The 26799-nt window shown below is 70.8% G+C and carries 26 protein-coding genes; 19 read left to right on the plus strand and 7 right to left on the minus strand.

Going from position 1 to position 26799, the window contains the following annotated elements:
• The first annotated feature begins 11 nt into the window (after positions 1-11).
• The 4 genes from OG302_RS30035 to OG302_RS30050 all read left to right on the plus strand — a co-directional run bounded on the left by OG302_RS30035 (position 12) and on the right by OG302_RS30050 (position 5221).
• Positions 12-1361, plus strand: a complete 1350-nt coding sequence (locus OG302_RS30035; RefSeq protein WP_371529630.1) for an NYN domain-containing protein — start codon at positions 12-14, stop codon at positions 1359-1361.
• A gap of 316 nt (positions 1362-1677) precedes the next feature.
• Positions 1678-2709, plus strand: a complete 1032-nt coding sequence (locus tag OG302_RS30040) for an NlpC/P60 family protein (RefSeq protein WP_361827006.1) — start codon at positions 1678-1680, stop codon at positions 2707-2709.
• A 230-nt stretch (positions 2710-2939) separates the two neighbouring features.
• Positions 2940-3968, plus strand: a complete 1029-nt coding sequence (locus OG302_RS30045; RefSeq protein ID WP_371529631.1) for an NlpC/P60 family protein — start codon at positions 2940-2942, stop codon at positions 3966-3968.
• 38 nt (positions 3969-4006) lie between these two features.
• Entirely contained in the window at positions 4007-5221 is a 1215-nt protein-coding gene (locus OG302_RS30050) for a hypothetical protein (protein ID WP_371529632.1), read from the plus strand.
• Here the strand turns inward: OG302_RS30050 and OG302_RS30055 are convergent.
• Positions 5178-6446, minus strand: a complete 1269-nt coding sequence (locus OG302_RS30055) for a glycosyltransferase 87 family protein (RefSeq protein WP_371529633.1) — start codon at positions 6444-6446, stop codon at positions 5178-5180. The two genes, OG302_RS30050 and OG302_RS30055, sit on opposite strands and share 44 nt — an antisense overlap.
• Before the next feature lie 85 nt (positions 6447-6531).
• Between OG302_RS30055 and OG302_RS30060 the strand changes: the two genes are divergently transcribed.
• Positions 6532-7674, plus strand: a complete 1143-nt coding sequence (locus OG302_RS30060; protein WP_371529634.1) for a glycosyltransferase family 4 protein — start codon at positions 6532-6534, stop codon at positions 7672-7674.
• Between the two features lie 195 nt (positions 7675-7869).
• Here the strand turns inward: OG302_RS30060 and OG302_RS30065 are convergent, their stop codons facing one another.
• Complete coding sequence (locus tag OG302_RS30065; protein WP_371529635.1) at positions 7870-9666, minus strand: long-chain fatty acid--CoA ligase; 1797 nt, start codon at positions 9664-9666, stop codon at positions 7870-7872.
• Between the two features lie 317 nt (positions 9667-9983).
• On the opposite strand from OG302_RS30065, the gene OG302_RS30070 reads away from it, so the two are divergent.
• The 6 genes from OG302_RS30070 (at position 9984) to OG302_RS30095 (ending at position 14902) form a co-directional block, all read left to right on the plus strand.
• Positions 9984-10754: a metallophosphoesterase gene (locus OG302_RS30070; protein ID WP_371529636.1), complete on the plus strand. Its 771-nt coding sequence runs from the start codon at positions 9984-9986 to the stop codon at positions 10752-10754.
• Positions 10755-10844: 90 nt separating this feature from the next.
• On the plus strand, positions 10845-11288 hold the full coding sequence (locus OG302_RS30075; RefSeq protein ID WP_371529637.1) for an SRPBCC family protein: 444 nt from the start codon (positions 10845-10847) through the stop codon (positions 11286-11288).
• Between the two features lie 85 nt (positions 11289-11373).
• Entirely contained in the window at positions 11374-12510 is a 1137-nt protein-coding gene (locus tag OG302_RS30080) for an ArsA family ATPase (protein ID WP_371529638.1), read from the plus strand.
• A 71-nt stretch (positions 12511-12581) separates the two neighbouring features.
• Entirely contained in the window at positions 12582-13052 is a 471-nt protein-coding gene (locus OG302_RS30085) for a DUF5304 domain-containing protein (RefSeq protein ID WP_371529639.1), read from the plus strand.
• Positions 13053-13106: 54 nt separating this feature from the next.
• Positions 13107-14048 (plus strand): ROK family glucokinase, encoded by a 942-nt coding sequence (locus OG302_RS30090; protein WP_361826983.1) that lies wholly within the window; start codon positions 13107-13109, stop codon positions 14046-14048.
• Positions 14049-14146: 98 nt separating this feature from the next.
• Entirely contained in the window at positions 14147-14902 is a 756-nt protein-coding gene (locus OG302_RS30095) for an endonuclease/exonuclease/phosphatase family protein (RefSeq protein ID WP_371529640.1), read from the plus strand.
• A 5-nt stretch (positions 14903-14907) separates the two neighbouring features.
• On the opposite strand, the gene OG302_RS30100 is transcribed toward OG302_RS30095, so the two are convergent.
• Together OG302_RS30100 and OG302_RS30105 are read right to left on the minus strand one after the other, a co-directional pair.
• Entirely contained in the window at positions 14908-15621 is a 714-nt protein-coding gene (locus OG302_RS30100) for a hypothetical protein (protein ID WP_371750277.1), read from the minus strand.
• Positions 15533-16312: an alpha/beta fold hydrolase gene (locus tag OG302_RS30105; RefSeq protein ID WP_361826977.1), complete on the minus strand. Its 780-nt coding sequence runs from the start codon at positions 16310-16312 to the stop codon at positions 15533-15535. Before OG302_RS30105 ends, OG302_RS30100 begins: the two co-directional genes overlap by 89 nt.
• A gap of 156 nt (positions 16313-16468) precedes the next feature.
• Between OG302_RS30105 and OG302_RS30110 the strand changes: the two genes are divergently transcribed.
• The 5 genes from OG302_RS30110 (at position 16469) to OG302_RS30130 (ending at position 21518) form a co-directional block, all read left to right on the plus strand.
• Positions 16469-17215, plus strand: a complete 747-nt coding sequence (locus tag OG302_RS30110; RefSeq protein WP_371750278.1) for a lysophospholipid acyltransferase family protein — start codon at positions 16469-16471, stop codon at positions 17213-17215.
• 60 nt (positions 17216-17275) lie between these two features.
• Positions 17276-18538, plus strand: coding sequence for a MacS family sensor histidine kinase (gene macS / locus OG302_RS30115; protein WP_371529641.1), 1263 nt, complete (start codon positions 17276-17278; stop codon positions 18536-18538).
• On the plus strand, positions 18535-19236 hold the full coding sequence (locus OG302_RS30120; RefSeq protein WP_371529642.1) for a response regulator: 702 nt from the start codon (positions 18535-18537) through the stop codon (positions 19234-19236). The genes macS and OG302_RS30120 overlap by 4 nt, the downstream gene beginning before the upstream one ends.
• A gap of 156 nt (positions 19237-19392) precedes the next feature.
• Complete coding sequence (locus tag OG302_RS30125; protein ID WP_371529643.1) at positions 19393-20421, plus strand: 6-phosphofructokinase; 1029 nt, start codon at positions 19393-19395, stop codon at positions 20419-20421.
• Positions 20422-20513: 92 nt separating this feature from the next.
• Positions 20514-21518 (plus strand): 2-hydroxyacid dehydrogenase, encoded by a 1005-nt coding sequence (locus tag OG302_RS30130; protein WP_371529644.1) that lies wholly within the window; start codon positions 20514-20516, stop codon positions 21516-21518.
• A gap of 17 nt (positions 21519-21535) precedes the next feature.
• Here OG302_RS30130 and OG302_RS30135 read toward each other — a convergent pair whose 3' ends face one another.
• Positions 21536-23464 (minus strand): anthranilate synthase family protein, encoded by a 1929-nt coding sequence (locus OG302_RS30135; RefSeq protein WP_371529645.1) that lies wholly within the window; start codon positions 23462-23464, stop codon positions 21536-21538.
• 112 nt (positions 23465-23576) lie between these two features.
• Entirely contained in the window at positions 23577-23633 is a 57-nt protein-coding gene (locus OG302_RS30140) for a trp operon leader peptide (RefSeq protein WP_351162541.1), read from the minus strand.
• A 93-nt stretch (positions 23634-23726) separates the two neighbouring features.
• On the opposite strand from OG302_RS30140, the gene OG302_RS30145 reads away from it, so the two are divergent.
• A complete protein-coding gene (locus OG302_RS30145) occupies positions 23727-25079 on the plus strand; it encodes a class II 3-deoxy-7-phosphoheptulonate synthase (protein ID WP_361826961.1) in 1353 nt (450 codons plus the stop codon).
• A gap of 135 nt (positions 25080-25214) precedes the next feature.
• On the plus strand, positions 25215-25490 hold the full coding sequence (locus tag OG302_RS30150) for a bacterioferritin-associated ferredoxin (protein WP_371529646.1): 276 nt from the start codon (positions 25215-25217) through the stop codon (positions 25488-25490).
• A gap of 7 nt (positions 25491-25497) precedes the next feature.
• Here OG302_RS30150 and bfr read toward each other — a convergent pair whose 3' ends face one another.
• Positions 25498-25977 carry a bacterioferritin gene (gene bfr, locus OG302_RS30155; protein ID WP_160504564.1) on the minus strand — a complete coding sequence of 160 codons (480 nt, stop codon included), beginning with the start codon at positions 25975-25977 and terminating at the stop codon, positions 25498-25500.
• A 174-nt stretch (positions 25978-26151) separates the two neighbouring features.
• Between bfr and OG302_RS30160 the strand changes: the two genes are divergently transcribed.
• The gene (locus OG302_RS30160) at positions 26152-26784 is read left to right on the plus strand and encodes a sulfite oxidase-like oxidoreductase (protein WP_371529647.1); all 633 of its coding nucleotides are present in this window, start codon (positions 26152-26154) and stop codon (positions 26782-26784) included.
• Positions 26785-26799 lie beyond the last annotated feature (15 nt).

Here is a 26799-nt window from a genome sequence, read left to right on the forward strand (position 1 = left end):
TGGGGTGACGGATGGTGGAGAGCGCAAGCGGGGAGCCGGACGACGGCACCGCTGAGGTGCTCGACCGCCCGCTGCCCGACGGAGTGCGACGGCGGGTCGTCCAGATCGTCTCGGACGGCTTCGGCGGGCTCACGGTCAGCGAACTGCCCGCACAGCTGCGGCAGTACGCCCGCTTCACGCCGACCCGGCGGACGAAGTTCGCGGGCAACGCGATGGCGGCGGCCCTGGAGGGCGACGCGCTCTTCCGGCAGCGCATCGGCGAACGTCTCAGAGAGGCGCAGCCCGAGCTCACCGGCGCCCTGGACGCGGGCTCACCGCCCCCGGCCGCGGACCCCCTCGATGTGGCGGCCGCGGCCTATGTACTGCGTCCCACCGGATGGGTGAAGCTGGTGACCGCCGCGGGTGAGGAAGCCCTGCGGGCGGACGCCGAGCGCGTCGAGGACGAGACCCGCGCCGAGCTCGAACGGCTGCGCCAGGAACTCTCCGCGGCCCGCGGCCAGACGAAGGCCGAGACCGAACGGCTGCGCACGGAGCTGGAGTCGGCGAAGAAGGAAGCCGAATCGATGCATCGCAAGCTGCGCGGTGCCCTCAGTGACGTCAAGCGCGGTGAGGCCGCCCTGCGCAAGGCCGCCGCCGAGTACGACGCCGCACGCGCCGATGGCCAGGCGCAGCTGTCCGCCGCCGAGAGCGAGTCCCGGCGGCTCAAGGCGCGGCTGAGCGAGACCGAGGCCGCCCTAGAGGCCAGCCGCAGGGCGGCGCGCGAGGGCCGCAGCGTCGAGGACATGCGGGTGCGGCTGCTGCTCGACACGGTCCTGGAGTCCGCCCAGGGGCTGCGCCGCGAACTGGCCCTGCCGCCCGTCTCCGTGCGGCCCGCGGAGACCGTGGACGCCGTCGAGCCGGGGCGGATGACGCCCAAGGACATCGCCGCCCGCGCGCTCTCCGAGAACGATCCGGCCATCCTCGACCAGCTGCTCGCGCTGCCGCAGGCGCACATGGTCGTGGACGGCTACAACGTCACCAAGACGGGCTATCCGACGATGCCCCTGGAGAAGCAGCGGCTGCGGCTGCTCGGCTCGCTCTCGCAGCTCGCCGCGCAGACCGGCGCCGAGATGACCTGCGTCTTCGACGGGGCCGAACTCGCCGCGCCCGTACTGCTCGCGCCGCCGCGCGGGGTACGGGTGCTGTTCTCCAAGCCGGGCGTCACCGCGGACGAACTGATCCGCCAGCTGGTGCGCGCCGAGCCTCCCGGGCGCCCCGTGGTCGTCGTCTCGACCGACCGCGAAGTGGCCGACGGGATCGCGAAGGCGGGGGCGCGGCCGGTCGCTTCGGCCGTGCTCCTGAAGCGGCTTTCGCGGGGCTGACGCAGGCCGCTTTCGCGGGGCTGACGCACGTCGCTTTCGCGGGGCTAAGGGTCGCAAGTAACTCCTGTTCCCTATGCCCGAATTGAGATGCCGTCTTCGCGACGCAGCGTCAATCCCCCCTCACCGCCTGTGTGATATCGGTAAAATATGCGCCGGGCACCCCACTTTTTGCCCTTCAGGATTTGAACTGATCACAAGGAGGTCACTAAGGTCACGGCTCGAACCTCCGCTCGGTTGATCACCCATCCGGGGTGACAGCGGCGGTACCCGCCCACCGGATCTCGGTAGGCGGCTGGAGGAAGAAGGAGCCGCCTTCGTGGCGTCCCATCGTCGACCCAAGCAGCCGAGTCGAGCCCGCGTGACCGTGCTCACCGCGACCGCCGCCGCTGCCGTGGCACTCACCTCCCAGGCCGCCAACGCGGCGCCCAGCGAGAAGCCGAGCAAGGACGAGGTCAAGTCCAAGGTCGACAAGCTCTACGAAGACGCCGGCCGGGCCACCGACCGGTACAACGGCGCCAAGGAGAAGCAGGAGAAGCTCGAGAAGGAGATCGGCGAGCTTCAGGACAAGGTCGCCCGCGGCCAGGAGGACCTCAACGACCTCCGCGGCGGGCTCGGTTCGATGGCCAGCGCGCAGTACCGCACCGGCGGCATCGATCCCTCCGTCCAGCTCTTCCTCTCCGCCGACCCGGACGACTACCTCGACAAGGCGTCCACCATGGACCAGTTGAGCGGTCAGCAGGTCGAGGCGCTCAAGAAGGTCCAGGAGAAGCAGCGGACCCTCGCGCAGGAGCGCAAGGAGGCTTCCGACAAGCTCAAGGACCTCGCCGACACGCGCAAGGAACTGGGCAAGAAGAAGAAGGAAGTCCAGAGCAAGCTCGGCGCCGCCCAGAAGCTGCTCAACACCCTCAGCGCCAAGGAGAAGGCGGACCTCGCCGCCAAGGAGCAGCGCGCCAGCCGCAGCGCCGGCGACCGCGTGGACCTCGGCAAGGAGGTCCCGGCATCGCAGCGCGGCCAGGCCGCCCTGAGCGCCGCCGCCACGCAGCTCGGCAAGCCCTACGTCTCCGGCGGCAGCGGCCCCAACTCCTACGACTGCTCCGGCCTCACGCAGTGGGCGTACAACCAGGCCGGTGTGCAGATCACCCGGACCACGTACACCCAGCAGAACGACGGCACGAAGATCGGTCGCGGCGAGCTGAAGCCCGGCGACCTGGTGTTCTTCAACAGCCTGGCGCACGTCGGCTTCTACGCGGGCAACGGCCAGATCCTGCACGCTCCCAAGCCGGGCGCCGTGGTGCGCTACGAGTCGATGTCCACCGTCGGCTCCTTCCAGTTCGGCGTCCGCATCTGAAACGACCGGCGTGCCGCCCAAACGGGCGAATTCCGGTAACTCGAGCTGACCCCACGCCCCGTCGGTGACCTGCGTCTCCGGCGGGGCGTCACTTTGCGTACACGGCGGGGTCTTTGGCCGTGACGTGATCCCACGGCTACTGTCGCGCCCATTCCCCCGACGGATCGGGGGGACTTCCCCCGGTTCGTCCATTGTCCGGGGGTCCGTCAGCGGAGGGAGAGCGGCTTCCCGTGGGGTCCCATCGTCGTCCCGCGCTGTCCGGCCTTGACCGGAGCACGCGCGTAACCGTCCTGTCAGCCGCCGCGGCCACCGCCGCGGCCGCCCTCGCCGCCACACCGGCCGGCGCCGCACCTCAGGACACCCCGGCGACCACCAAGGCCAAGGTGGACCGCCTCTTCGAGGAGGCCGAGCAGGCCACCGAGGCGTACAACAAGGCCGACGAGCGCGCGGACACGCTGCGCGAGCAGGTCGAGCGGGCCAAGGACAGCGTCGCCCGCGGCCAGGAGCGCATCAACACGATGCGCGGCGCGCTCGGTTCGCTCGCCGGGGCGCAGTACCGCTCGGGCGGCATCGACCCCTCCGTCGCCCTGATGCTCTCCTCCGACCCGGACGGCTATCTGGAGAAGGCGGCGGCGCTCGACCGCATCAGCGCTCGGCAGGCAGGCGAACTGACCGACCTGCAGAAGGCCCAGCGCAGCCTCGCGCAGGAGCGCACGGAAGCCGGCCGCAAGCTCCTTGAGCTGGAGAAGAGCCGCACCGCCGTGGCCCGCCACAAGCGGAGCGTCGAACACAAGCTCGCCAAGGCGCGCAAGCTGCTCAACTCCCTGTCCTCGCGGGACCGCGAGGAGTACGACAGGACGTCGCGCTCGGGGCGTGACGAGATGCCGGACCTCGGCAGCGCCGGGCCCACCTCGGGGCGGGCCGCCGCCGCTCTCGCGGCGGCGCGGTCGGCGATCGGCCGCCCCTACGTGTGGGGCGCCAACGGCCCGTCCGGATTCGACTGTTCGGGCCTCACCCAGTGGTCGTACGCGCAGGCGGGCGTCGGCCTGCCGCGCACCTCGCAGGCCCAGCGGTACGCGGGACGCCAGGTGCCCCTGTCCCAGGCGAAGCCCGGTGACCTGGTCGCCTACCGCGACGACGCCAGCCACATCGGGATGTACGTCGGCAACGGCCAGGTCGTGCACGCGCCCTACCCCGGCGCCCCCGTGCGATACGACCCCGTCGGCATGATGCCGGTGTCGTCGGTGACGCGGATCTGACCGGCGGTCCGCCGCCCGCTGCCCGTACGATCTGAAACGTGGCTGGTCGCGGGCGTGGGTCGTGGGTGCTGGGGATCTGTTTCGCTCTGCTCGTCGGGTGCGGCGGTCCCTCGGCGACCGATGCCGCGCCCGGCGACGTGCGCAGGCTGCTCGACCGGCGTGCGGAAGCGGTGCTCGACCGGGACGCGGCGGCGTTCCGCGCGACGGGCCGCGCTGCCGGGTCCTCCGGGGGCACCGGGGCCGCCGAGGCCTACGACAACCTGCGCGAGGTGCCGCTCCAGTCCTGGCAGTACCGCCTGACCGCCTTCCGGCGGAACGGGGCGCGCGCCACGGCCACCGCCGACCTGCGCTACCGCATCAAGGGCTACGACAGCGAGCCGCTCGTCACCTCGCGCTCGCTCACGCTGGAGGAACGCGACGGACGGTGGTACGTCGCCTCTGAGCGGCCCGCGAAGAAGGCCACGCAGCAACTCTGGGACCAGGGGCCCGTGACGTCCGTACGGGGCGCTCACAGCCTCGTGCTGGGCATCAGGCGCGGTGAGCGGGACGAGACGACGCTGCGCGAGTACGCGGAGCTCGCCGACCGGGCGGTTCCGCAGGTGCGGGACGCCTGGCGGGGGAAGTGGCCGGAGCGGGTCGTCGTCATGGTGCCGGGGTCCCTGGACGGCATGGCGGGGCTCCTGGGGGCGCCCGCCTCCGGCTACCGGGGGATCGCGGCGGTGACCACGGGGGAGACCGGCGGCTCCGGGGAGGCGCCCGCCGACCGGATCATCGTCAACCCCGAGGCGTACGGCGTGCTCGGTGACTTCGGCAAGCAGGTCGTGCTCACCCACGAGGCGACCCACGTCGCGACCCGCGCGCGCACCTCACCGGCGACCCCCTTGTGGCTCTCCGAGGGCTTCGCCGACTGGGTGGGCTACCGCGGCACGGGCCGCACCGCCACGCAGGCCGCCCCCGAACTGCGCCGGGCCGCCCAGCGGGAGCAGCTGCCCGGCACGCTCCCCGAGGACGACGCCTTCGGCTTCAGCGGGGACGCGGGGAAGCTGGCCCAGGCGTACGAAGGGTCGTGGCTGGCCTGCCGGATGATCGCGGACCAGTGGGGCGAGAAGGAGCTGACGGAGTTCTACGAAGCGGTCGGCGCGCACAAGAAGAGGCCGGGTGCCCTGGAGGACGCGCTGCGAGACGTCCTGGACACCACTCCGGAGGAGTTCACGGCGCGCTGGCGTACGTATCTGCGCGCGGAGCTCGGCTGACCTCTTCGGGCGCCGGAGCACGCTCACGGGTCCGGGGCTCGGACACCGTCTGCCGCCACAGGTTCCGGCAGGCCAGCAGCGCCGCGGCGACGAGCAGTCCGTTGCGCACGAGGAGCAGGGCGATGCCCAGCGGGTCGCTCGCCACCACGTGCGAGAACCAGACGGGGAACTCCAGGAACGTGACGAACGTGGCCGCGAGCACCAGGCGCGCGGGCAGCTCCATACGGCTCGCGCGAAACGCCATGCACACGGCCGCGATGCCGACCAGCCACAGGAGGTACTGCGGGCTGATCACCCGACTCGTCGTCGTGAACAGCAGCACGGCGACGAAGGCCGCGTCCGCGACCGTGCTCGCGGACCACACGCGTGCGCGCAGCCGCCACACCAGGAGCCAGCAGAAGGCGGCCACGGAGAGCCCCTGCGCCACCGTGCTGACCAGCGGGACGTAGGGGCCGAGGAATTCCACCGAGCCGTAGTTGAGCTGTACGTCGCCCTGCCAGCCGAAGTGGCGCGCGACATGGAAGACGAGCGCGCCCAGCGACTCGACCTCGGTGCCGCGCTCGCGCTGGAAGGTCAGGAAGGCGAGCGCGCCGGGCATCGTCACCAGGAAGGCGAGGGACAGGCCGACGGCCGTGGCGAGGGCCGCTCCCCAGGAACTGCGGGTGGCACGCGCGCGTGGCGCGCCGACGAGCAGCAGGGCGGGCCACACCTTGAGCAGCGCCCCGAACCCCGCGAGCGCGCCCATCGTGCGGGGATGGCGCGCCCCGGCGAGCAGCGCGGCGACCGCCACGGCCGTCACCATCACGTCGTAACGGGCGTACACGGTCGGCCCGAGCAGTGCCACGCCCACGACCCACACCCAGGCCCCGCGGAGGGACTTGCCGGGCCGCCTGCCCGCGTACAGGAGCAGTCCGCAGACGAGCGTGTCGGCGAGGAGGGCGAGCACGAAGAACGCCGACGTGTAGTCCATGAAGGGCAGCAGGGCGGGGGAGAGGACCGCGAGCGCGGCGGCGGGCGGGTACTGCCAGGTGACGTCGTCGAGGGGGAAGGTGCCGGTGCGCAGGACCTCGTACCAGCCCTGGTAGATGACGGCGACGTCGCTGGTCACGTCGGGGCCGGGGGCGGTGAGCACCTTGAGGACGCAGAGCAGCAGCATGGTCCTGGTCAGGACCCAGACGGTCAGGATCCGCGCCACGCGCACCACGCCCCTTTTCGGATACTTCATTGTGGTTCGTGAGCCATGATGCCGGGCGTGGCGGCGAATGGGCCAAGAGGCACGCTCTGCCGGGCTTTCGGTACTGTCGGCGACGATGCACAAGACCCTGATCGTCACGAACGACTTCCCGCCCAGGCCCGGTGGCATCCAGGCGTTCCTGCACAACATGGCGCTGCGCCTGGACCCCGAACAGCTCGTCGTCTACGCCTCCACGTGGAAGCGGGGCCGCGAGGGCGCCGAGGCTACGGCCGCCTTCGACGCGGAGCAGCCCTTCCAGGTCGTACGCGACCCCACGACGATGCTGCTGCCGACCCCGCGCGTCACGCGGCGCGCGGTCTCGCTCCTGCGGGAACACGGCTGCGAGTCGGTGTGGTTCGGGGCCGCGGCACCGCTGGGGCTCATGTCGCCCGCGCTGCGGAAGGCGGGCGCGCGGCGTCTCGTCGCCACGACGCACGGACACGAGGCGGGGTGGGCGCAGCTGCCCGCGTCACGCCAACTGCTCCGCCGCATCGGTGAGTCGACGGACACGATCACCTATCTGGGTGAGTACACGCGTTCTCGCATCGCCGCGGCGCTGACGCCCGCGGCGGCGGGACGGATGGTCCAACTGCCGCCCGGCGTCGACGAGAAGACCTTCCACCCCGGATCGGGCGGGGACGCCGTGCGGGCCCGGCTCGGTCTCACGGACCGGCCGGTCGTGGTGTGCGTCTCGCGGCTCGTGCCGCGCAAGGGGCAGGACACGCTGATCCTGGCCATGCCCCGGATCCTGGCCCAGGAGCCCGAGGCGGTGCTGCTGATCGTCGGGGGCGGCCCCTACGAGAAGGACCTGCGCAGGCTGGCCGCCGAGACCCGGGTCTCGGGCTCCGTGCGGTTCACCGGGTCGGTGCCATGGGAGGAACTTCCCGCGCATTACGGCGCCGGTGACGTCTTCGCGATGCCGTGCAGGACCCGGCGGGGCGGCCTGGACGTGGAGGGCCTCGGAATCGTGTACCTGGAGGCTTCGGCGACCGGTCTTCCCGTGGTCGCGGGGGATTCTGGCGGGGCGCCGGACGCGGTGCTGGACGGTGAGACGGGCTGGGTGGTCCGGGGCGGCTCCCCGGAGGCCGCGGCGGACCGCATCGTCACCCTGCTCGGCGACGGCGAGTTGCGGCGGCGTATGGGGGAGCGTGGCCGGGAGTGGGTCGAGGAGAAGTGGCGCTGGGATCTCCTGGCGGAGAAGCTGCGGGAGCTGCTGTAGCGCCTAGTGGGGTGCCGCCGGGGGTGTTGCGCGACTGACCGCCGTCATGGGCTTGTCGCGCAGTTCCCCGCGCCCCTTAAGGGGCGCTCAGCTGGGCCCCGTCAGGGGCGCGGGGAACTGCGCGAGCAACCACGAGCGACCGTGAGTCGCCAAGGAACGGGTCCCCCCCACGGCGAGTGGGCGGAACCGTCAACGCTACCCGCGGTAGATCGCCTCGATCTCGTCCGCGTAATCCTTCGCGACAACGTTCCGCTTCAGCTTCAGGGACGGCGTCAGATGGCCCGACTCCTCCGTGAACTGCGAAGCGAGGACACGGAACTTGCGCACGGACTCCGCCTTGGAGACGGCCGCGTTGCCGTCGTCCACCGCGCTCTGGATCTCCGCGAGAAGGTCCGGGTCGTCCCGGAGCGACGCCGCCGTGGAGTCCGCGGGCTTCCCGTGGTCCAGGGCCCAGCGGCCCACGAACTCGTCGTCCACCGTGACGAGCGCGCCCACGAAGGGCCTGCCGTCGCCCACGACCATGCACTCCGCGATCAGCGCGTGCGCGCGGATCCGGTCCTCGATCACCGCGGGAGCGACGTTCTTGCCGCCCGCCGTCACGATGATCTCCTTCTTGCGGCCGGTGATCCGGAGGTAGCCGTCCTCGTCGAGCGTGCCGATGTCACCGGTGTGGAACCAGCCGTCGGCGAGCGCCTCTTCGGTCGCGCCCGTGTTGTTCCAGTACTCCGTGAACAGGTGCTCGCCGTGCAGCAGTACCTCGCCGTCGTCGGCGATCCGGACGACCGAGCCGGGCAGCGGCTGGCCGACCGTGCCGATCTTCTGGCGGTCCCAGGGGTTGAACGCGGTGGCCGCGCACGACTCCGTCAGGCCGTAGCCCTCCAGGACCGTGAAGCCGATGCCGCGGAAGAAGTGGCCCAGGCGCTCGCCGAGCGGCGCGCCGCCCGAGATCGCGTACTCGCCGCGCCCGCCGAGAACGGCCCGCAGCTTGCTGTAGACCAGCTTGTCGAACGTCTTGTACTTGATCTTCAGGCCGAGCGAAGGACCGCTCGGGGTGTCGAGCGCGCGGCTGTACGCGATCGCCGTGTCCGCGGCCTTGTCGAAGATCTTGCCCTTGCCGTCGGCCTGCGCCTTGGCGCGGGCCGAGTTGTAGACCTTCTCGAAGACGCGCGGGACGCCCAGGATCATGGTCGGCCGGAACGAGGCCAGCTCGTCCGTGAGGTTCTTGACGTCGGGCGCGTGGCCCAGCTTGATCGGCGCCATCAGGGCGGCGACCTCGACCAGACGCCCGAAGACGTGCGCGACGGGAAGGAAGAGGAGCACCGAGCACTCGCCGGTGCGGAAGAGCGGTTTGAGGCGCTCCACCACGTTGCCGCACTCCGCGAAGAAGCTGCGGTGGGTGAGCACACAGCCCTTGGGACGGCCCGTGGTGCCCGAGGTGTAGACGATGGTGGCCGGGTCGTCGGCGCCCGCGACCGCGCCGCGCTCGTCGACGGTCTCCTCCGGGACGTCGGCGCCCGCGCGGTTCAGGTCATCGACGCCGCCGCGGTCGATCTGCCAGACGTTGACCAGGTCGGGAAGGCGGTCGCGCACGGAGTCGACGGCGGCGCTGTGCGCGTCGAGCTCGACGATGATGCCGACGGCGCCGGAGTCGCCAAGGATCCACTGGATCTGCTCGGCCGAGCTCGTCTCGTACACCGGCACGGTGACCGCGCCCGCGCTCCAGATCGCGAAGTCGAGGAGCGTCCACTCGTACCGCGTGCGGGACATCAGGGCGACGCGGTCGCCGGGGCGCACTCCGGAGGCGATGAGCCCCTTGGCGGCGGCGCGCACCTCGACGAGGAAGGTCTTGGCGTTGACGTCCTGCCAGGCGCCGTCCACCTTGCGGCCGATGACGGCGACATCCGGGTGCTGCGCGGCATTTCTGCGGACGATGTCGGTCAGATTGCCGTCCGCAGGGACCTCGTACAGGGCCGGAAGGCTGAACTCGCGCAAGACTGCTGCTCCTACATAGGGCGCCGGCGCCACGACGTTGTGCGATGCGACGGTGCGGTCCAAGATCGGGCAGGTGCTCCGTGACTGGGGGGAAAGAGAACTGGAGCACTACTGGACTGCCCGGACGTTACCCATGGGTATGGCTTGTTCGGTAGGGGGTCCGGGCCAGATGTTCGGTGCGTCACACGACGTTTGTGGTCTGAACCGCACAGTACGCCACGCCATTCCCGACTCGGAAGTAACCGCAGGTCCGCCCCCTTCTCCATGCTTCTCGGGGCCTCTACCCACCTCTGCCCGCTCGTTCTAGGGTGATCGGCATGCCAGCTTTCCGGGTCAATGTGGTCAGTGACGTGCACGGCAACACAAAGGATCTCGCCCGCGCGGGCGAGGGAGCCGACGCGCTCGTCTGTCTCGGCGACCTGGTCCTGTTCCTCGACTACGCCGACCACGCGCGCGGCATCTTCCCCGACCTCTTCGGCAAGGAGAACGCGGACCGCCTCGTAGAGCTGCGCACCGCCCGCCGTTTCGACGAGGCCAGGGAGTTCGGAGCCCGGCTGTGGGCCGGGATAGACCGCGGTCCGGCCATCGAGAGAGCGGTGCGAAAGCAGTACGCCGAGATGTTCGCCGCCTTCCCCGTCCCGACGTACGCCACCTACGGCAATGTCGACATACCGACCCTCTGGTCCGAGTACGCGGGCCCGGGCACCACCGTCCTCGACGGCGCCCGTGCCGAGATCGGCGGCCGTGTCTTCGGGTTCGTCGGCGGCGGCCTTCGCACGCCCATGCGGACGCCCTATGAGATCAGTGACGAGGAGTACGCGGCCAAGATCGAGGCCGTGGGCGAGGTCGACGTGCTCTGCACGCACATCCCGCCGGACGTCCCCGAGCTCGTGTACGACACCGTCGCGCGCCGTTTCGAGCGGGGCAGTCGCGCCCTCCTCGCAGCCATTCACAAGACCCGCCCGCGGTACGCACTTTTCGGCCACGTTCACCAGCCGTTGACCCGGCGGATGCGGATCGGGGCGACGGAGTGTGTGAACGTGGGGCACTTCGCGAGCTCGGGCAGGCCGTGGGCCCTGGAGTGGTGACCGTGGGCCACTTCGTGCGCGGTAGCCTTCACGCGTCACACATGTACACACCACCCCCCGTACCGGACCGCATCTGGAGGAGCCACAGAGATGGCGGAACACACCAGCTCGAGCATCACGATCGAGGCGGCACCGGCCGAGGTGATGGGGGTGATCGCCGACTTCGCGCGCTACCCGGACTGGACGGGTGAGGTGAAGGAGGCGGAGGTGCTCGACACCGACGACCAGGGCCGCGCCAAGCAGGTCCGCCTCGTCATGGACGCGGGCGCGATCAAGGACGACCAGACGCTCGGGTACACGTGGACCGGCGAGAACGAGGTCAGCTGGACCCTCGTCAAGTCGCAGATGCTGCGCTCGCTGGACGGGTCGTACCTCCTGAAGCCCTCGGGGACCGGCACGGAGGTCACGTACAAGCTGATCGTCGACGTCAAGATCCCCATGCTCGGGATGATCAAGCGCAAGGCGGAGAAGGTCATCATCGACCGGGCGCTCGCGGGCCTGAAGAAGCGAGTGGAGTCGGGCGCTCAGAAGTGATCACCGCGGAGTAAGGGGCGGGCGGAACGGGTTTCGGCTCACGGGGTCAAAGGCACCCGCGCCAGCTCACGTACGGTTCACCCTTATGCGCACCCTTCTGCTCACCGGCCCCGGCGGCTCAGGCCGAACCACTGTCGCCGCGGCCACCGCGCTGTCCGCCGCCCGCGAAGGGCACCGGACCCTGCTGATCTCCGCCGACCGCGCCGACCCCCTCGGCGCGGACCACGCGAACCTCACCGTCAGGGGACTGGCCCCCGGCGACGAGTTCCGCGACGATCTCCTGGCCCTGCAGGACCGCGCCTCCTCCGCGCTCGACCTGCTCGGCGCCGGACGCCTGGAGGACGAGGAGCTCACCCCCCTGCCCGGCAGCGACGAGCTGGCCCTGCTGCGCGCCCTGCGCGACGCCGGACAGAGCGCGTACGACACCGTGGTGGTGGACCTGCCCCCGGCACCCCGCGCCCTCGCGGTCCTCGCCCTCCCCGAGCAGCTGCGCCGCTACCTCCGCAGGCTCCTGCCGCCCGAGCGGCAGGCGGCCCGCGCCCTGCGCCCCATGCTCGGCCGCATCGCGGGCGTCCCGATGCCCTCGGCCTGGCTGTACGAGACCGCGGCCCGCTGGGACACCGAACTCGCCGCCGCGCAGGCCGTGATCGAGGCCCCGGGCACCACGGTCCGCCTGGTCGCCGAGCCCGGACCCGCGGGTGCCGACGCCGTGCGCGCCGCCGTCACCGGCCTCGCCCTGCAGGGCCTGCGCACCGACGCCCTGCACGCCAACCGCGTCCTGCCCGCCGACACCGCCGACACCTGGTTCGCCGGGCTCATCGCCCAGCAGCGCAAGACGCTGGACGCGTGGCGGGAGACGTACGGCGAAGACCTTCTCCCGCTTCCGCACCTGGGGCGCGATCCCCGCGGCGCCGACGACCTGGCCGCCCTCGCCGTGCCCGTTCCCGCCGGGGCACCGGAGCCCGTGCGGTGGCCCGTCGTCGACGCCCTCGCCGACGACGGCGTACTGGTCTGGCACATCCCGCTCCCCGGCGCCGTACGCGAGGAGCTCGGACTGATCCGGCGCGGGGACGAACTCGTCGTCACCGCGGGTCCCTTCCGGCGCATGGTGACCCTGCCGTCGGCCCTGCGCCGCTGCACCGTCGCGGGCGCCGGACTGCGCGAGGGCGAGCTGCGGGTGCGATTCGCGCCCGACCCCGATCTGTGGCCGCAGACACCGTGAACGGGCAACCGCCGTTCGGGTAACGTCGAGAGTACGAATCCATAGCCGCCCTCCGCAGGAGTCTGTCCGTCATGAGCGATGCCACCGAGCACGAAGTGCCCGAACCCGAAGCGGCCGACACCGACGCCGACGCGTGGGCGAAGGCGTGCGCCGAGGACCTCGCGGCGGAGAAGGCCCGGCGCCGTGCCCAGTACGGTCCGCCGCCCGGATCGGCCGGCGAGGAGCTGCGCAAGCTCGTCGACGCCGTGTCGGAGAAGCTGTCCGGACTCCAGACGCCGCTGCTCGGCGCGGTCGCCCAGGGCGCCGTCGAGCAGACCGTGCGGCAGGTCGTCCAGCAGGCGAAGGCCGCCGTCGAGCCGGTCATCGAACGCAACCCCGACGTCTTCGACCACCTCGCCACCGCCGGCAGCGAACTGCTCGCCGCCTACCGCTCCGCGGTCGAGGGCCAGGAGGGCCGCTGGACCCGCGGGAGCGACGCGGCGAAGGGCCCTGACCCGCGCGACGAGGGGCCCGGCCCCGCGGAACACATCGACTTGGACTGAGCCCCCCTCGGGTACGGTTGGCCGTAGCGGGGCTCGACCGAAACTGAGGGACACATGGGACTCACCATCGGCGTCGATATCGGCGGCACGAAGATCGCGGCCGGAGTGGTCGACGAAGAGGGCACCATTCTCGACACGCACACGGTGCCCACTCCGCCGACCGCCGAAGGCATCGTGGACGCGATCTGTGCCGCCGTCTCCGGGGCCGGCAAGGGGAACGACGTGGAGGCCGTCGGCATCGGTGCCGCCGGTTACGTCGACGACAAGCGCGCCACCGTTCTCTTCGCACCGAACATCGACTGGCGCCACGAGCCGCTCAAGGACAAGGTCGAGCAGCGGGTCGGCATGCCGGTCGTCGTGGAGAACGACGCGAACGCCGCTGCCTGGGGCGAGTACCGCTTCGGCGCGGGCCAGGGCCACGAGGACGTCATCGTCATCACGCTGGGCACCGGCCTCGGCGGCGGCATCATCATCGGCAACAAGCTGCGGCGCGGACGCTTCGGGGTGGCCGCCGAGTTCGGCCACATCCGGGTCGTCCCGGACGGCCTGCTGTGCGGCTGCGGCAGCCAGGGCTGCTGGGAGCAGTACGCCTCAGGACGCGCCCTCCTGCGCTACGGCAAGCAGCGCGCCAACGCGACGCCCGAGTCCGCCGAGATCCTCCTCGGCCTGGGCGACGGCTCGGTGGACGGCATCGAGGGCAAGCACATCAGCGAGGCAGCGCGCCAGGGAGACCCGGTCGCCGTGGATTCCTACCGCGAGCTGGCCCGCTGGGTCGGCGCGGGCCTGGCCGACCTGGCCTCGCTCTTCGACCCCTCCGCGTTCATCGTCGGCGGCGGCCTCTCGGACGAGGGCGAGCTGGTGCTCGACCCGATCCGCAAGTCGTTCCGCCGGTGGCTCATCGGCGGACAGTGGCGTCCGCACGCGCAGGTGCTCGCCGCCCAGCTCGGCAACAAGGCGGGGCTCGTGGGCGCCGCCGACCTGGCCCGCCAGGGCTAGCCCCCGCTCGTACGCGGATTCTGTACGAGGCCCGCCGTCCCCTTCCGGGGCGGCGGGCCTCGTCGTGACAGCACCCCGCGGCGCGTATCTTGATCCCCATGGTGACGCTGCCCAACTCCCGGACCGAAGACGACGGTTCAGCCGTGATCCGGGTGCTCAGTTACAACATCCGGTCGATGCGGGACGACACCGACGCGCTGGCCCGGGTCATCGCCGCCTGCGCACCCGACCTCGTGCTCGTCCAGGAGGCGCCCCGCTTCTTCCGGTGGCGCAAGAAGCTCGCGCGGCTCGCCCGCGCCGCCGACCTGGTGCTGCTCTCGGGCGGCGCCACCGCATCGGGGCCCGCGCTGCTCTGCTCGCTGCGGGCCACCGTCGAGCGGACCGAGGACGTGCTGCTTCCGCTGACGCCAGGGCTGCACCGGCGCGGCTTCGCTACCGCCGTCGTGCGGTTCGGGGGCGCCCGGCTCGGCGTCCTGAGCTGCCATCTGAGCCTGCAGACCGACGAGCGGTACGAGCAGGGCGGGATGCTCCTCGACCGGCTTGCCGGGATGGGTGTGGAGCACGCCGTCGCGGGCGGTGACCTCAATGACCGGCCCAAGGGACGTACGTTCCGCAGGCTCGCCTCGGAGCTGCGGGACTGCTGGGCGACCACGCCCTGGGGCGGCGAGAACACCTCGACGCCGTGGGACCCGCATCAGCGCATCGACGCGATCTTCACTACTCCGGGGGTCGAAGTCCTCGGCTGCGGTGTGCCGTTGGAGCTCGACGGCGTGAGCGAGGCGGACCTGCGGGCGGCCACCGACCATCTTCCGGTGCTCGCCGCCCTCCGGATCCCCGCCGCCGCGAGCGCGTAGCTCCGTCAGACCACCGCGCCGCGGCCCGGGTCCTCGTTCTCCTCGTCGTCGTCGCCCTTCATCCGCGACACCAGGGTGGCGAAGCCGCCGAGGAAGCCGCCGATGCTGAGCGTCGCCAGCCACCACGTCATCGTCCAGCCGAGCAGCACGGTGAGCAGGAGCAGCAGCGGGCCGCCGAGCACCGCGAGCCAGGCGAACTTCGCCGTGACGTCCGCGGCGGGCAGCGGTGGCGGCTCCGGCGGGACGAAGTGGCCCTCGTCGTCCGCGCCCAGGTCGTCGTCCGACGCCTCGGGGGCGGCGTAGTCACGCGGGCCGCCGACACCCGGGGCGAAGGAGACGGAGCCGCCGAGCGTCTTCCTGGATCCGGAGTCGTCCGGGTCGTCGGGGGCCGTGGGGTTCTTGGTGCCCTTGCCGCCCGGCCCCGGCGTCTCGTTCGTCTCGGGTTCCAGCAGCGCAAGATCCTCGATGGACTTGAACGGCTTGGCGCCCGGCGGGTCCGCCGGCTCCTGGCCGTACCCCGCGACGATCGCCTGCCAGGCCGCGTCCTCGTCGAGCGGCAGGCCCTCGGAAGGCTCCTCGCGCTTCTCGGGCTCGCGGCTCTCGTCGCCGTCGGGTTCGATCTTGTCCTGCTCAGCCACCGGTGGCCGTCCCTTCCTTACCGACACTGGGGGCGAGCCGGCCGATGAACGCGTAGCTCTCCTCGAAGATCCGGTCCGCATCATGGTCCAACGTCGCGACGTGGTAGCTCTGTTCCAGGATGATCTCGGTGACATCCGTGGACGACACCCGGCCGAGGATCCTGGCCGAGTCGGCCGGCGGTACGACGTGGTCCTGCGGGCTGTGCAGCAGCAGCAACGGCTGGGTCACCTGCGGCAGTTCACCGTCCACTCGCTGGAAGAACCGGCGCAGGGAGTGCGCGGCGTGCAGCGGGATCCGGTGGTAGCCGACCTCCTCCGAGCCCTCCAGGGCGATGTCGCTCACGATGCCCTTCGTCGAGGGCACCAGATGCCGGGCGACCGGCAGCGCGTGCGCCGCGAGGCCGTGCACCTTGTTCCCCGGGTTCACCACGGCGATCCCGCGCACCGCGTCGCCGTGCTTCGCCGCGAGCCGCAGCGCCAGCGCCCCGCCCATGGAGAGGCCGAAGACGAAGACCTCCGTGCACCGCTCCAGGAGCGCCCGCAGTTCCCGCTCCACCTCCGCGTACCAGTCCTGCCAGCCGGTGACCTGGAGGTCCTCCCAGCGTGTGCCGTGCCCGGGCAGCAGCGGGAGCGAGACGGTCAGGCCGCGGCCCGCCAGATACTCCGCCCAGGGGCGCAGGGACTGCGGGGATCCGGTGAAGCCGTGACAGAGGAGGACGCCGACCTCGCCGCCCTCGTGGCGGTACGGCTCGGCTCCGGGGAGGACCGGCACTTCGGTCTCCTTCGTGAGATGTGGCTGCGGGGTGGGAGTACTTCACCGTACGCGACCGGACTGACACCGACCAGGGTCGTCGGGCCCTTTGGGCTTACTGCGGGTTAAGGTCTGATCCACACTTAACAGGAGGCACTCGGTTTGATCTACGGCGCAATGAAGGTCGCCATCGGAGGGCCGCTGAAGCTCGGCTTCAGGCCCTGGGTGGAGGGCCTTGAGAACGTACCCGCCGAGGGACCGGCCATCCTGGCGAGCAATCATCTCTCCTTCTCGGACTCCTTTTTCCTGCCCGCGGTCCTCGACCGCAAGGTCACCTTCATCGCGAAGGCGGAGTACTTCACGTCCCCGGGCGTGAAGGGCAAGCTCACGGCGGCGTTCTTCAAGGGCGTCGGCCAGCTCCCCGTGGACCGCTCCGGCGGACGCGGCGCGGGCGAGGCGGCCATCAAGAGCGGCATCGAGGTACTGGAGCGCGGTGAGCTCTTCGGCATCTACCCGGAAGGCACGCGTTCGCCCGACGCGAGGCTCTACCGTGGCAAGCCGGGAGGCCTCGCGCGTGTGGCCCTCGCCACCGGGGCGCCCGTGCTCCCCGTGGCGATGATCGACACGGAGAAGATCCAGCCGCCGGGCAAGGTGATGCCGAAGCTGATGCGGCCCGGCATCAAGATCGGCAAGCCGCTCGACTTCAGCCGGTACCACGGCATGGAGCACGACCGGTTCGTCCTGCGGGCGCTGACCGACGAGGTCATGTACGAGATCATGAAGCTGTCCGGCCAGGAGTACGTGGACGAGTACGCGACGGCGGCCAAGCGCCGCCTCGCGGACGCGGCGAAGGCCGAGAAGGAAGCGGAGAAGAAGGCGGAGAAGGCGGCAGCGGCGGCCGAGAAGGAACGGTCCGGCGCGTAACCGCGTCGCTGCATGGGGGAGCTGGTGGGCACCCTGACGGGTGGCCAAGGGGTGGGGGACATGACCAAGCGCGTGCGCGTCATGAGGATGTCGGTCGAGCAGCCGCTGTGGCGTGCGCTGACCGGCTACCGCGTACTGACGATGCTGTACGCGATCGGCCTCTTCGTCGCCGCGTACGAGAACTTCGACCGCCCCTGGGTGGCCGTCGGGTACTACGCGGTGCTCGCCGGCTGGACCATCGGCACGCTGCCGAAGGTCGCGAACGCGGCGAACTGCACCAAGCGGTTCCTGATCACCGACCTGACGATCGCGCTGGCCGGCATCCTGCTCACCCCGGTCGCCGACTCGCACCAGCGGATCGTCCACGACGGCCCGACGCTGCCGTCGATATGGACGGCCGGCGCGGTGCTCGCCTTCGCGATCAAGGGCGGCTGGCGGTGGGCGGCGTTCGCGTCGGCGCTCGTCGGCGTCGCCAACATCGCACAGCGCGGCAGGCCCACCCAGGACACGCTCCACAACGTCCTGCTCGTCTGCATCGCGTCCATCGCGATCGGATACGTCGTCGAGGTGGCCCGCGCCTCCGAGCGCACCCTGGCCCGCGCCCTGGAGATCGAGGCCGCGACCCGCGAGCGGGAGAGGCTCGCCCGCGACATCCACGACAGCGTGCTCCAGGTCCTCGCGATGGTGCAGCGGCGCGGCAGCGCGCTCGGCGGCGAGGCGGCGGAGCTCGGCAGGATGGCGGGGGAGCAGGAGGTCGCGCTGCGCACGCTGGTGGCGGGCGGCCTGGTCCGGACGTCGCACGAGTCGGAGGACGCCTCGCTGGGTGCCGTGGTGCGCGCGGTGGAGGAGCCGGACGACGATGAGGACACCTCTGACGGTGAGCCCTGTGACCTGCGGTCGCTGCTCTTCCCGTACGCGGGAGCGAAGGTGACCGTCTCGGAGCCGGGCGCTCCGGTCGCCCTCGCGCCGAAGGCCGCGCGGGAACTGGCCGCCGCGGTGGGCGCCGCCCTGGACAACGTCCACCGGCACGCGGGGCCGGACGCCGGGGCCTGGATCCTGGTCGAGGACGAGCCGGACGCCGTGATCGTGACGGTGCGGGACGACGGCCCCGGCATCCCCGACGGGCGGCTCGCGGAGGCCGAGGGCGAGGGCCGGCTCGGTGTCGCCCTGTCGATCCGGGGGCGGCTCAGGGACATCGGGGGCACGGCCGAGCTGATCTCGGTGCCGGGCCAGGGCACGGAAGTGGAACTGAGGGTCCCGCGGGTAGCGGCGGCCCCGGAGAACGTAGGCAGCACACGGGGGAAGGCAGGCAGGGAACGATGAGCGAGCAGCAGCGACAGCAGGACGGCGAGGGCGGCGGGAAGCCGGTCAGGGTCATGGTCGTCGACGACCACCCGATGTGGCGGGACGCGGTCGCCCGCGACCTCGCCGAGGCCGGGTTCGACGTGGTCGCCACGGCGGGCGACGGCGAGCAGGCCGTGCGCCGCGCACAGGCCGTCGCGCCCGACGTCCTCGTGCTCGACCTGAACCTGCCCCTGAAGCCGGGCGTCCAGGTCTGCAAGGAACTCGTCGCCGCCAACCCGGCCCTGCGCGTCCTCGTCCTCTCGGCGAGCGGTGAGCACGCGGACGTCCTGGAGGCCGTCAAGTCCGGCGCCACCGGCTATCTCCTGAAGTCGGCGTCCACCGCCGAGCTGACCGACGCGGTGCGCCGCACTGCGGTCGGCGACACGGTCTTCACGCCGGGCCTCGCGGGCCTCGTCCTCGGCGAGTACCGCCGCCTGGCGTCCGATCCGGCGCCCGGCGCCCCGGACGAGCCGAAGGCACCGCAGCTGACCGACCGCGAGACCGAGGTGCTGCGGCTCGTCGCCAAGGGACTGAGCTACAAGCAGATCGCCGAGCGCCTGGTCATCTCGCACCGCACCGTGCAGAACCACGTGCAGAACACCCTGGGCAAGCTCCAGCTGCACAACCGCGTGGAGCTCGTGCGCTACGCGATAGAGCGGGGTCTCGACGACGCGTGAATGCCCGGGCAGCGCTCGGACAACCCCTCATAAGAGTGAACCCGAGTGATCAACTGCCCTGTTCCGGACAGGAATTGACCATCCGGACCGTCCCTGAGTGACCTGGATCACCATTAGCGTGACTCGCATCAGGTCACTGACGGAAGGGACTTTTCCATGCGGGTCGGAGTACTGACCGGAGGCGGCGACTGCCCCGGGCTCAACGCCGTCATCCGGGGCGTCGTCCGCAAGGGCGTGCAGGAGTACGGCTATGACTTCGTCGGCTTCCGGGACGGCTGGCGCGGTCCACTGGAGGGCGACACCGTTCCCCTCGACATCCCGGCCGTGCGGGGCATCCTGCCCCGCGGCGGCACCATCCTCGGTTCCTCGCGCACCAACCCGCTCAAGGCGGAGAACGGCGTCCGCCGGATCAAGGAGAACCTCACCAAATACGAGGTCGACTCCCTCATCGCGATCGGCGGCGAGGACACCCTCGGCGTCGCCGCCCGGCTCACCGACGAGTACGGCATCAATGTCGTCGGCGTACCGAAGACCATCGACAACGACCTGTCCGCCACGGACTACACCTTCGGCTTCGACACCGCGGTGGGCATCGCCACCGAGGCGATCGACCGGCTGCACACGACCGCCGAGTCGCACATGCGCGTCCTCGTGGTCGAGGTCATGGGGCGGCACGCGGGGTGGATCGCGCTGCACTCCGGGCTCGCCGGGGGCGCGAACGTCATCCTCATCCCCGAGCAGCGCTTCGACGTCGACCAGGTCTGCTCCTGGGTGACCTCGCGGTTCAAGGCGTCGTACGCGCCGATCGTCGTCGTCGCGGAAGGGGCCATGCCCAAGGACGGCGAGATGGTGCTCAAGGACGGGACGCAGGACTCCTTCGGGCATGTGCGGCTCTCCGGCGTGGGGGAGTGGCTGGCGAAGGAGATCGAGGGGCGTACGGGGAAGGAAGCGCGGACGACCGTCCTCGGACATGTCCAGCGCGGCGGTACGCCCAGCGCCTTCGACCGCTGGCTGGCCACCCGCTTCGGGCTGCACGCGATCGATGCCGTGCACGACGGCGACTTCGGGAAGATGGTCGCGCTGCAGGGCACGGACATCGTGCGGGTACCGATCGCCGACGCGACGGCGAAGCTGAAGACGGTGGACCCGAAGCTGTACTCCGAGGTCGGGGTCTTCTTCGGCTGATCCCCGGTGGGCGGGTGCCCGGTTCACTCGCACCCGCCCACCACGCCTCTCCCCGCAGTGCCGTCCCACCCGAAGAAACCTAGACTCGCCGCATGGAGATCCTCGCCTTCGGAGTGCAGGCCGACGAGAAGCCGCTCATCGAGAAGGCCTTCGAGGGGCACCACGACGTCCGCTGCCTGGACGTCTTCCTCACCGAGGACACCGCCCCCATCGCCGCGGGCTACGAGATCATCTCCACCAGCGTCAACGCCGATCTCGGCAACCGCGTCCTGCAGACGCTCGCCGCCGGCGGCACGCAGATGATCGCCCAGCGCTCGACGGGGTTCAACAACATCGATCTCCAGGTCGCCGAGCGCCTCGGCTTCACCATCGCCCGCGTCTCGTACTACTCGCCGTACTCCGTCGCCGAGTTCGCCTGGACCCTGGCGATGGCCGTCAACCGCCGCATCGTCCGCGCCAGCAACCGCACCCGCGACTTCGACTTCAGGCTCGACGGCCTGATGGGCCGGGACCTGCGCGGCCGCACGGTCGGCGTGCTCGGCACCGGGAAGATCGGCGAGGCGTTCACCCGGATCGCGCACGGATTCGGGATGAATCTGCTCGGCTGGGACGTCGCGGAGAACCCCGCGTGCGTCGAGCTCGGCATGAAGTACGTCGCGAAGGAGGAGCTCTTCGCCGACGCCGACCTGATCAGCCTGCACGTTCCGCTGCTCCCCGCGACGGAGCACATCATCGGTGCCGACTCGCTGCGGATGATGAAGGACGACGCGATCCTGGTGAACTCCAGCCGTGGCGGCCTGATCGACACCGACGCCCTGGTCCAGGAGCTGCGGCTGGGGCGTTTCGCGGGTGTCGGTCTCGATGTGTACGAGGCGGAGGCCGGGCTCTTCTTCCTCGACAGGTCGCTCGAGGTCGTCGAGGACGACACGCTGGCCCGTCTCGTGACGTTCCCGAACGTCGTGGTCACCTCGCACCAGGCGTACTACACCGTGGACGCGGTCGGCCAGATCATCGACACCACGGTGCGGAACGTCCTGGACTACAAGGAGGGCCGCCGCAGCGAGAACGTGCTGGTCCCGGCGGCCCCCAAGCTCTAGCCCAGCTCTAGCCCGGCCTACACCAGCACCCCGGACAGCAGCTCCCGCACGATCGCCGTCCCGCGCAGCGAGAGCACCGACTCCGGGTGGAACTGGACGCCCGCGAACCCGGGCCCGCGCAGCGCGTGCACCTCCCCGGTGGCCTCGTCCCTGCTGACCTCGATGCCGTGCGCGGCCAGCTCAAGGGACGTCTCCTCGTCGCAGTGGGCCACGAAGCTGTTGTAGAAGCCGACCGTCTCCGGCCGCCCGAACAGGTCGATCCGCGTCTGGGCACCCTGGTACGGGACCTCCTTGCGGACGATCTCCAGGCCGAGCTCGGCGGCCAGGAGCTCATGGCCGAGGCAGACGCCGAGCACGCCGTGGCGGTGATCGCGGAGCGCCTCCGCGGCCAGGGAGCGCAGGAACGTCATCTTCGCGTCGGCCGGGTCCGCGGGATCACCGGGCCCGGGGCCCAGGATCAGCGGGCCCTCGTGGGCGAGCGCCATTTCCCGCAGGCCGGGCTCGTCGTAGCGGCGGACGGTCACCGTGAGGCCCGAGGAGCGCAGCAGGTGCGCCAGCATCGCCGTGAACGTGTCCTCGCCGTCGATCACCAGGGCATGCCCGGTCAGTTCCGCCGTCCTTCCCCAAGCGCTCGACTCCGTTCGGGCAGGCGAGGCCCCAATCTGCATCTGCAGCCAGAACGGCGCGAGTCCGGCCCGCCTGCTGTCGAGGGCCGCCCGCACCCGCGGATCGTCGGCCAGGGCGGGGCGTACGCGCTCGTCGCGGGGCCGCCCGGGACGCACCCCGAGAGCGGCGAGCACCCCGGCCGCCTTCGCATGCGTCTCGGCCACCTCACCCGCCGGGTCCGAGCCCCGCACCAGCGTCGCGCCGACCGGGACCCGCAGCTTTCCGTCCGCGGAGATGTCGGCGGTGCGGATCAGGATGGGGGAGTCGAGGGTCTGCGCGCCGCCGGAATCGCGGCCGACGAGGGCGAGGGCGCCCGCGTAGTAGCCGCGCCCGCCCGCCTCGTGGCGCTCGATGACGCGGCAGGCGTTCTGCACCGGCGAGCCCGTGACGGTCGCCGCGAACATCGTCTCCCTGAGGACCTCGCGCGCGTCGAGCGACGACTTGCCCCGCAACTCGTACTCGGTGTGCGCGAGATGGGCCATCTCCTTGAGCCGCGGGCCGACCACGACACCGCCCATGTCGCCGACGGTGCACATCATCTTGAGCTCCTCGTCGACGACCATCGACAGCTCCTCGGTCTCCTTGCCGTCGGCGAGGAACCCGAGCAGGTCGTCCGCCGTGGGGCCCTCGGCGGGGTAGCGGTAGGTCCCGCTGATCGGGTTCATGACGACCGTCCCGCCGGACATCCGCACATGCACCTCGGGGCTCGCCCCGACCAGGGTCCGGTCGCCGGTGTGCACGACGTACGTCCAGTAGGCGCCGCGCTCACCCACGAGCAGCCTGCGGAAGAGGGCCAGGGCGTCCGCCCTGGAGAAGCCGGGGATCTCACCCTCGTACGTGCGCCGGATGACGAAGTTCGCGCCCTCGCCGCGCCCGATCTCCTCGCGGAGCACCCGCCCGACGATCTCCCCGTACGCGGCGTCGTCGACGTCGAAGGACCCGCCCTCGACGCGCACGTCATGCGTGGGCAGCGCGGACAGGGCTTCGGCCAGCGGGAGTGCGTACGTCTCGTCCGGGGTCAGGACCGCGAGCGGCGTGCCGTCGTCGCGTACGTCGAATCCGCGCTCCCTGATCTGCCGGAAGGGAATCAGGGCGAGGCCCTCGTCGGGGATGTCGGCGAGCCGGTCGTACGTGCCGACGGAGCCGACGATCACCTCGACCGTGTCGTGGTCGTGGCCGGGCGTGCGGCGGCGGAGCACGGCGAACGGACGGCCGTCGTCGAGGAGATCGAGCAGATGCGTCGGGGAGGTCTGGGAATGCTCGGGTTGCTTGGATTGCATGGGGTCGGTTCCTTCTCACTCGGAGAGGAACGGCCCGGCCCGGAGGTCATGGTCCGGAAAACACTGAAGGCCGCCCCTCGGGCGGCCTTCGCGAGTCTCGATACGCGCAGAATCAGTGGGCCGCCGGATGAGCGGGCCACCACCAGTTACGAGTCGTCTGCGCGTGCATGTCCCGCACCCTAGCGCATCACGCCGTGTCTGGTCCGTCTCACTTCGTGAGCGGGGGGATGGACAGCTGACGTCACCCCGTAATGTGGTGCGGGTGACCGTGAACGCTAAGACCACCCCTACGGGTGGCAACACCTGGCGAGACCTTCCCGCGGCGCAGCAGCCTGAGTACCCCGATGCCGAGGCTCTGCGCGATGTGATCGCGGACCTCGAGTCGTATCCGCCGCTCGTCTTCGCGGGCGAGTGCGACCAGCTGCGCGCCCGACTGGCCTCCGTCGCCAAGGGAGAGGCGTTCCTGCTTCAGGGCGGCGACTGCGCCGAGGCCTTCGACGCCGTGTCGGCCGACCACATCCGCAACAAGCTGAAGACGCTGCTCCAGATGGGCGCCGTCCTGACGTACGCGGCCTCCGTGCCCGTCGTGAAGGTCGGCCGCATCGCCGGGCAGTACTCGAAGCCCCGCTCCAAGGGCACCGAGACCCGCGACGGCGTGACCCTGCCGACGTACCGCGGTGACTCGGTCAACGGCTTCGACTTCGACGAGAAGTCCCGCATCCCGGACCCCGAGCGCCTGAAGCGGATGTACAACGCCTCCGCGTCCACGCTCAACCTGGTGCGCGCCTTCACCACCGGTGGCTACGCCGACCTGCACCAGGTGCACGCCTGGAACCAGGACTTCGTGAAGTCGTCCCCCTCGGGCCAGCGCTACGAGCAGCTCGCCCGCGAGATCGACAACGCCCTCAACTTCATGAAGGCCTGCGGGACGGACCCGGAGGAGTTCAAGACCGTCGAGTTCTACGCCTCGCACGAGGCGCTCCTCCTCGACTACGAGTCGGCGCTCACCCGCGTGGACTCGCGCACCGGGCGGCTCTACGACACCTCGGGCCACATGGTCTGGATCGGTGAGCGCACCCGTCAACTGGACGGCGCGCACATCGAGTTCGCCTCCAAGGTGCGCAACCCGATCGGCATCAAGCTCGGCCCGACGACGACCGCGGAGGAGGCGCTCCAGTACATCGAGCGCCTCGACCCGGACCGTGAGCCCGGCCGGCTGACCTTCATCGTCCGCATGGGCGCCGACAAGGTCCGGGACAAGCTCCCCGAGCTGGTCGAGAAGGTCACCGCCTCCGGCGCGACCGTCGCCTGGGTCACCGACCCGATGCACGGCAACACCTTCGAGGCGGCCTCCGGTCACAAGACCCGCCGCTTCGACGACGTGCTCGACGAGGTCAAGGGCTTCTTCGAGGTCCACAAGGGCCTGGGCACGCACCCGGGCGGCATCCACGTCGAGCTCACCGGTGACGACGTCACCGAGTGCGTGGGCGGCGGCGACGAGATCTTCGTCGACGACCTGCACCAGCGCTACGAGACGGCCTGCGACCCGCGCCTGAACCGCAGCCAGTCCCTGGACCTGGCGTTCCTGGTGGCGGAGATGTACCGCGACCAGTAGGTATTCCCGCGAGACGCGACGGTGGGGCACGGATCCATGTGATCCGTGCCCCACCGTCGTATCGGGGCTTTTGTGGACCGGAGGTCCTGGGTAAGGTTAGGTTAGCCTCACCGATCAATCGGGACGGCGCCGCCGATGAATCCTGCCCGGGAGGTGAACCGCGTGTACGTCTGCAACTGCTTCGGGGTTACCGAGGCGCAGGTCAAGCAGCACGCGGCGGACGGTGCCTGCACGCCCCGCCAGATAGCGTCCGCCAGCAAGGCGGGCACCGACTGCGGTTCGTGTGTACGGAGCATTCAGGCGCTCCTGGGCCGGGGCGCGTGCCCCCGCAGGGAGCTCGCCGACCAGGGGCAGCCCGTCCTCGCCGGACTGGACGCGGGCCTCGACGCCACCCTGAACGAGGCCGCCTAGCCCGCTGTCAGCTCTCCGGCTGCTCGATGAGCTGCGAGATGTAGAGCGGCTCGCCCAGCTTCTCGACCAGTTCGAGCTGAGTGTCGAGATAGTCGATGTGGTGCTCCTCGTCCTCCAGGATCGACTCGAAGATGTTCGCGGAAGTGATGTCTCCCTTCCCGCGCATCACCTCGATCCCGCGCTTGAGGCGGTCGATCGCCTCCGCCTCGATCTGCCGGTCGGCCTGGAACATCTCCGTGACGGTCTGACCCACGCGTACGTGGAAGAGCCGCTGGTAATTGGGCAGGCCGTCGAGGAAGAGAATCCGGTCGGTGAGGATCTCCGCGTGCTTCATCTCGTCGATCGACTCGGACCGGGTGTATTTGGCGAGCTTGGGCCAGCCGAAGTTCTCCTGCATCTTGGCGTGGAGAAAGTACTGGTTGATCGCCGTGAGCTCGGCGGTCAGCTGCTCGTTGAGAAATTCGATGACCTCGGGGTCGCCCTGCATCGCAGAGGCTCCTTCCACGTGGTAACTGGGCAGGTTGCGCGCATCCTTGCATCGGTGTGAGAGGCCGTCCAGTAAGTGCACGCTTAGTAGGAGTTGCCCCAATCGGCGTCCGACCGGCCTCTGTCGGCAGCCTCCTGGTCACGTCCACCTACCCGGGTCTGTCAGGATGGAGACATGGGTCAGCCGGCGGATCGCGCATCTCGGGAAGCAGTGGAGCCGGAGCTCCCACCGGGGCAGCGACTGCAGCGGGGCTGGCCGGTCACGCACTACGGCCCGGTGCCGAAGTTCCGTCCGGAGCGCTGGGAGTTCAGGGTCTTCGGGGCCACCGCCGACGGGGACAAGCACTGCTGGACGCACGAGGAGTTCTCGGCTCTTCCGTACTCCACCGTGGTCGGCGACCTGCACTGCGTCACGAAGTTCAGCATGCTCGGCGCCGAATGGGGCGGTGTGTCCGCGCGGGCACTGCTCGAGATCGCCCCGCCCGCGCCCGAGGCCACCCATGTGATGGTCTGGGCCGAGTACGGCTTCAGCTCGAATCTGCGGATGGCCGACTTCATGGACGAGCGCACGATTTTCGCCACCCACAAAGGGGGCGAGCTGCTGACCGCGGAGCACGGATTTCCGCTGCGGCTCGTGGTGCCGCACCTCTACGCCTGGAAGGGCCCCAAGTGGGTCCGCGGCGTCGAGTACATGAGCGCCGACCGCCGCGGCTTCTGGGAGGAGCGCGGCTATCACAACGTCGGCGACCCCTGGACCGAGCAGCGCTACTCGTACCAGGAAGAGCCCGGGGACGGCCCCGAGCTCTAGTCCTGGCTCCCGTGT

This window comes from Streptomyces sp. NBC_01283 (assembly GCF_041435335.1).
Classification (GTDB): domain Bacteria; phylum Actinomycetota; class Actinomycetes; order Streptomycetales; family Streptomycetaceae; genus Streptomyces.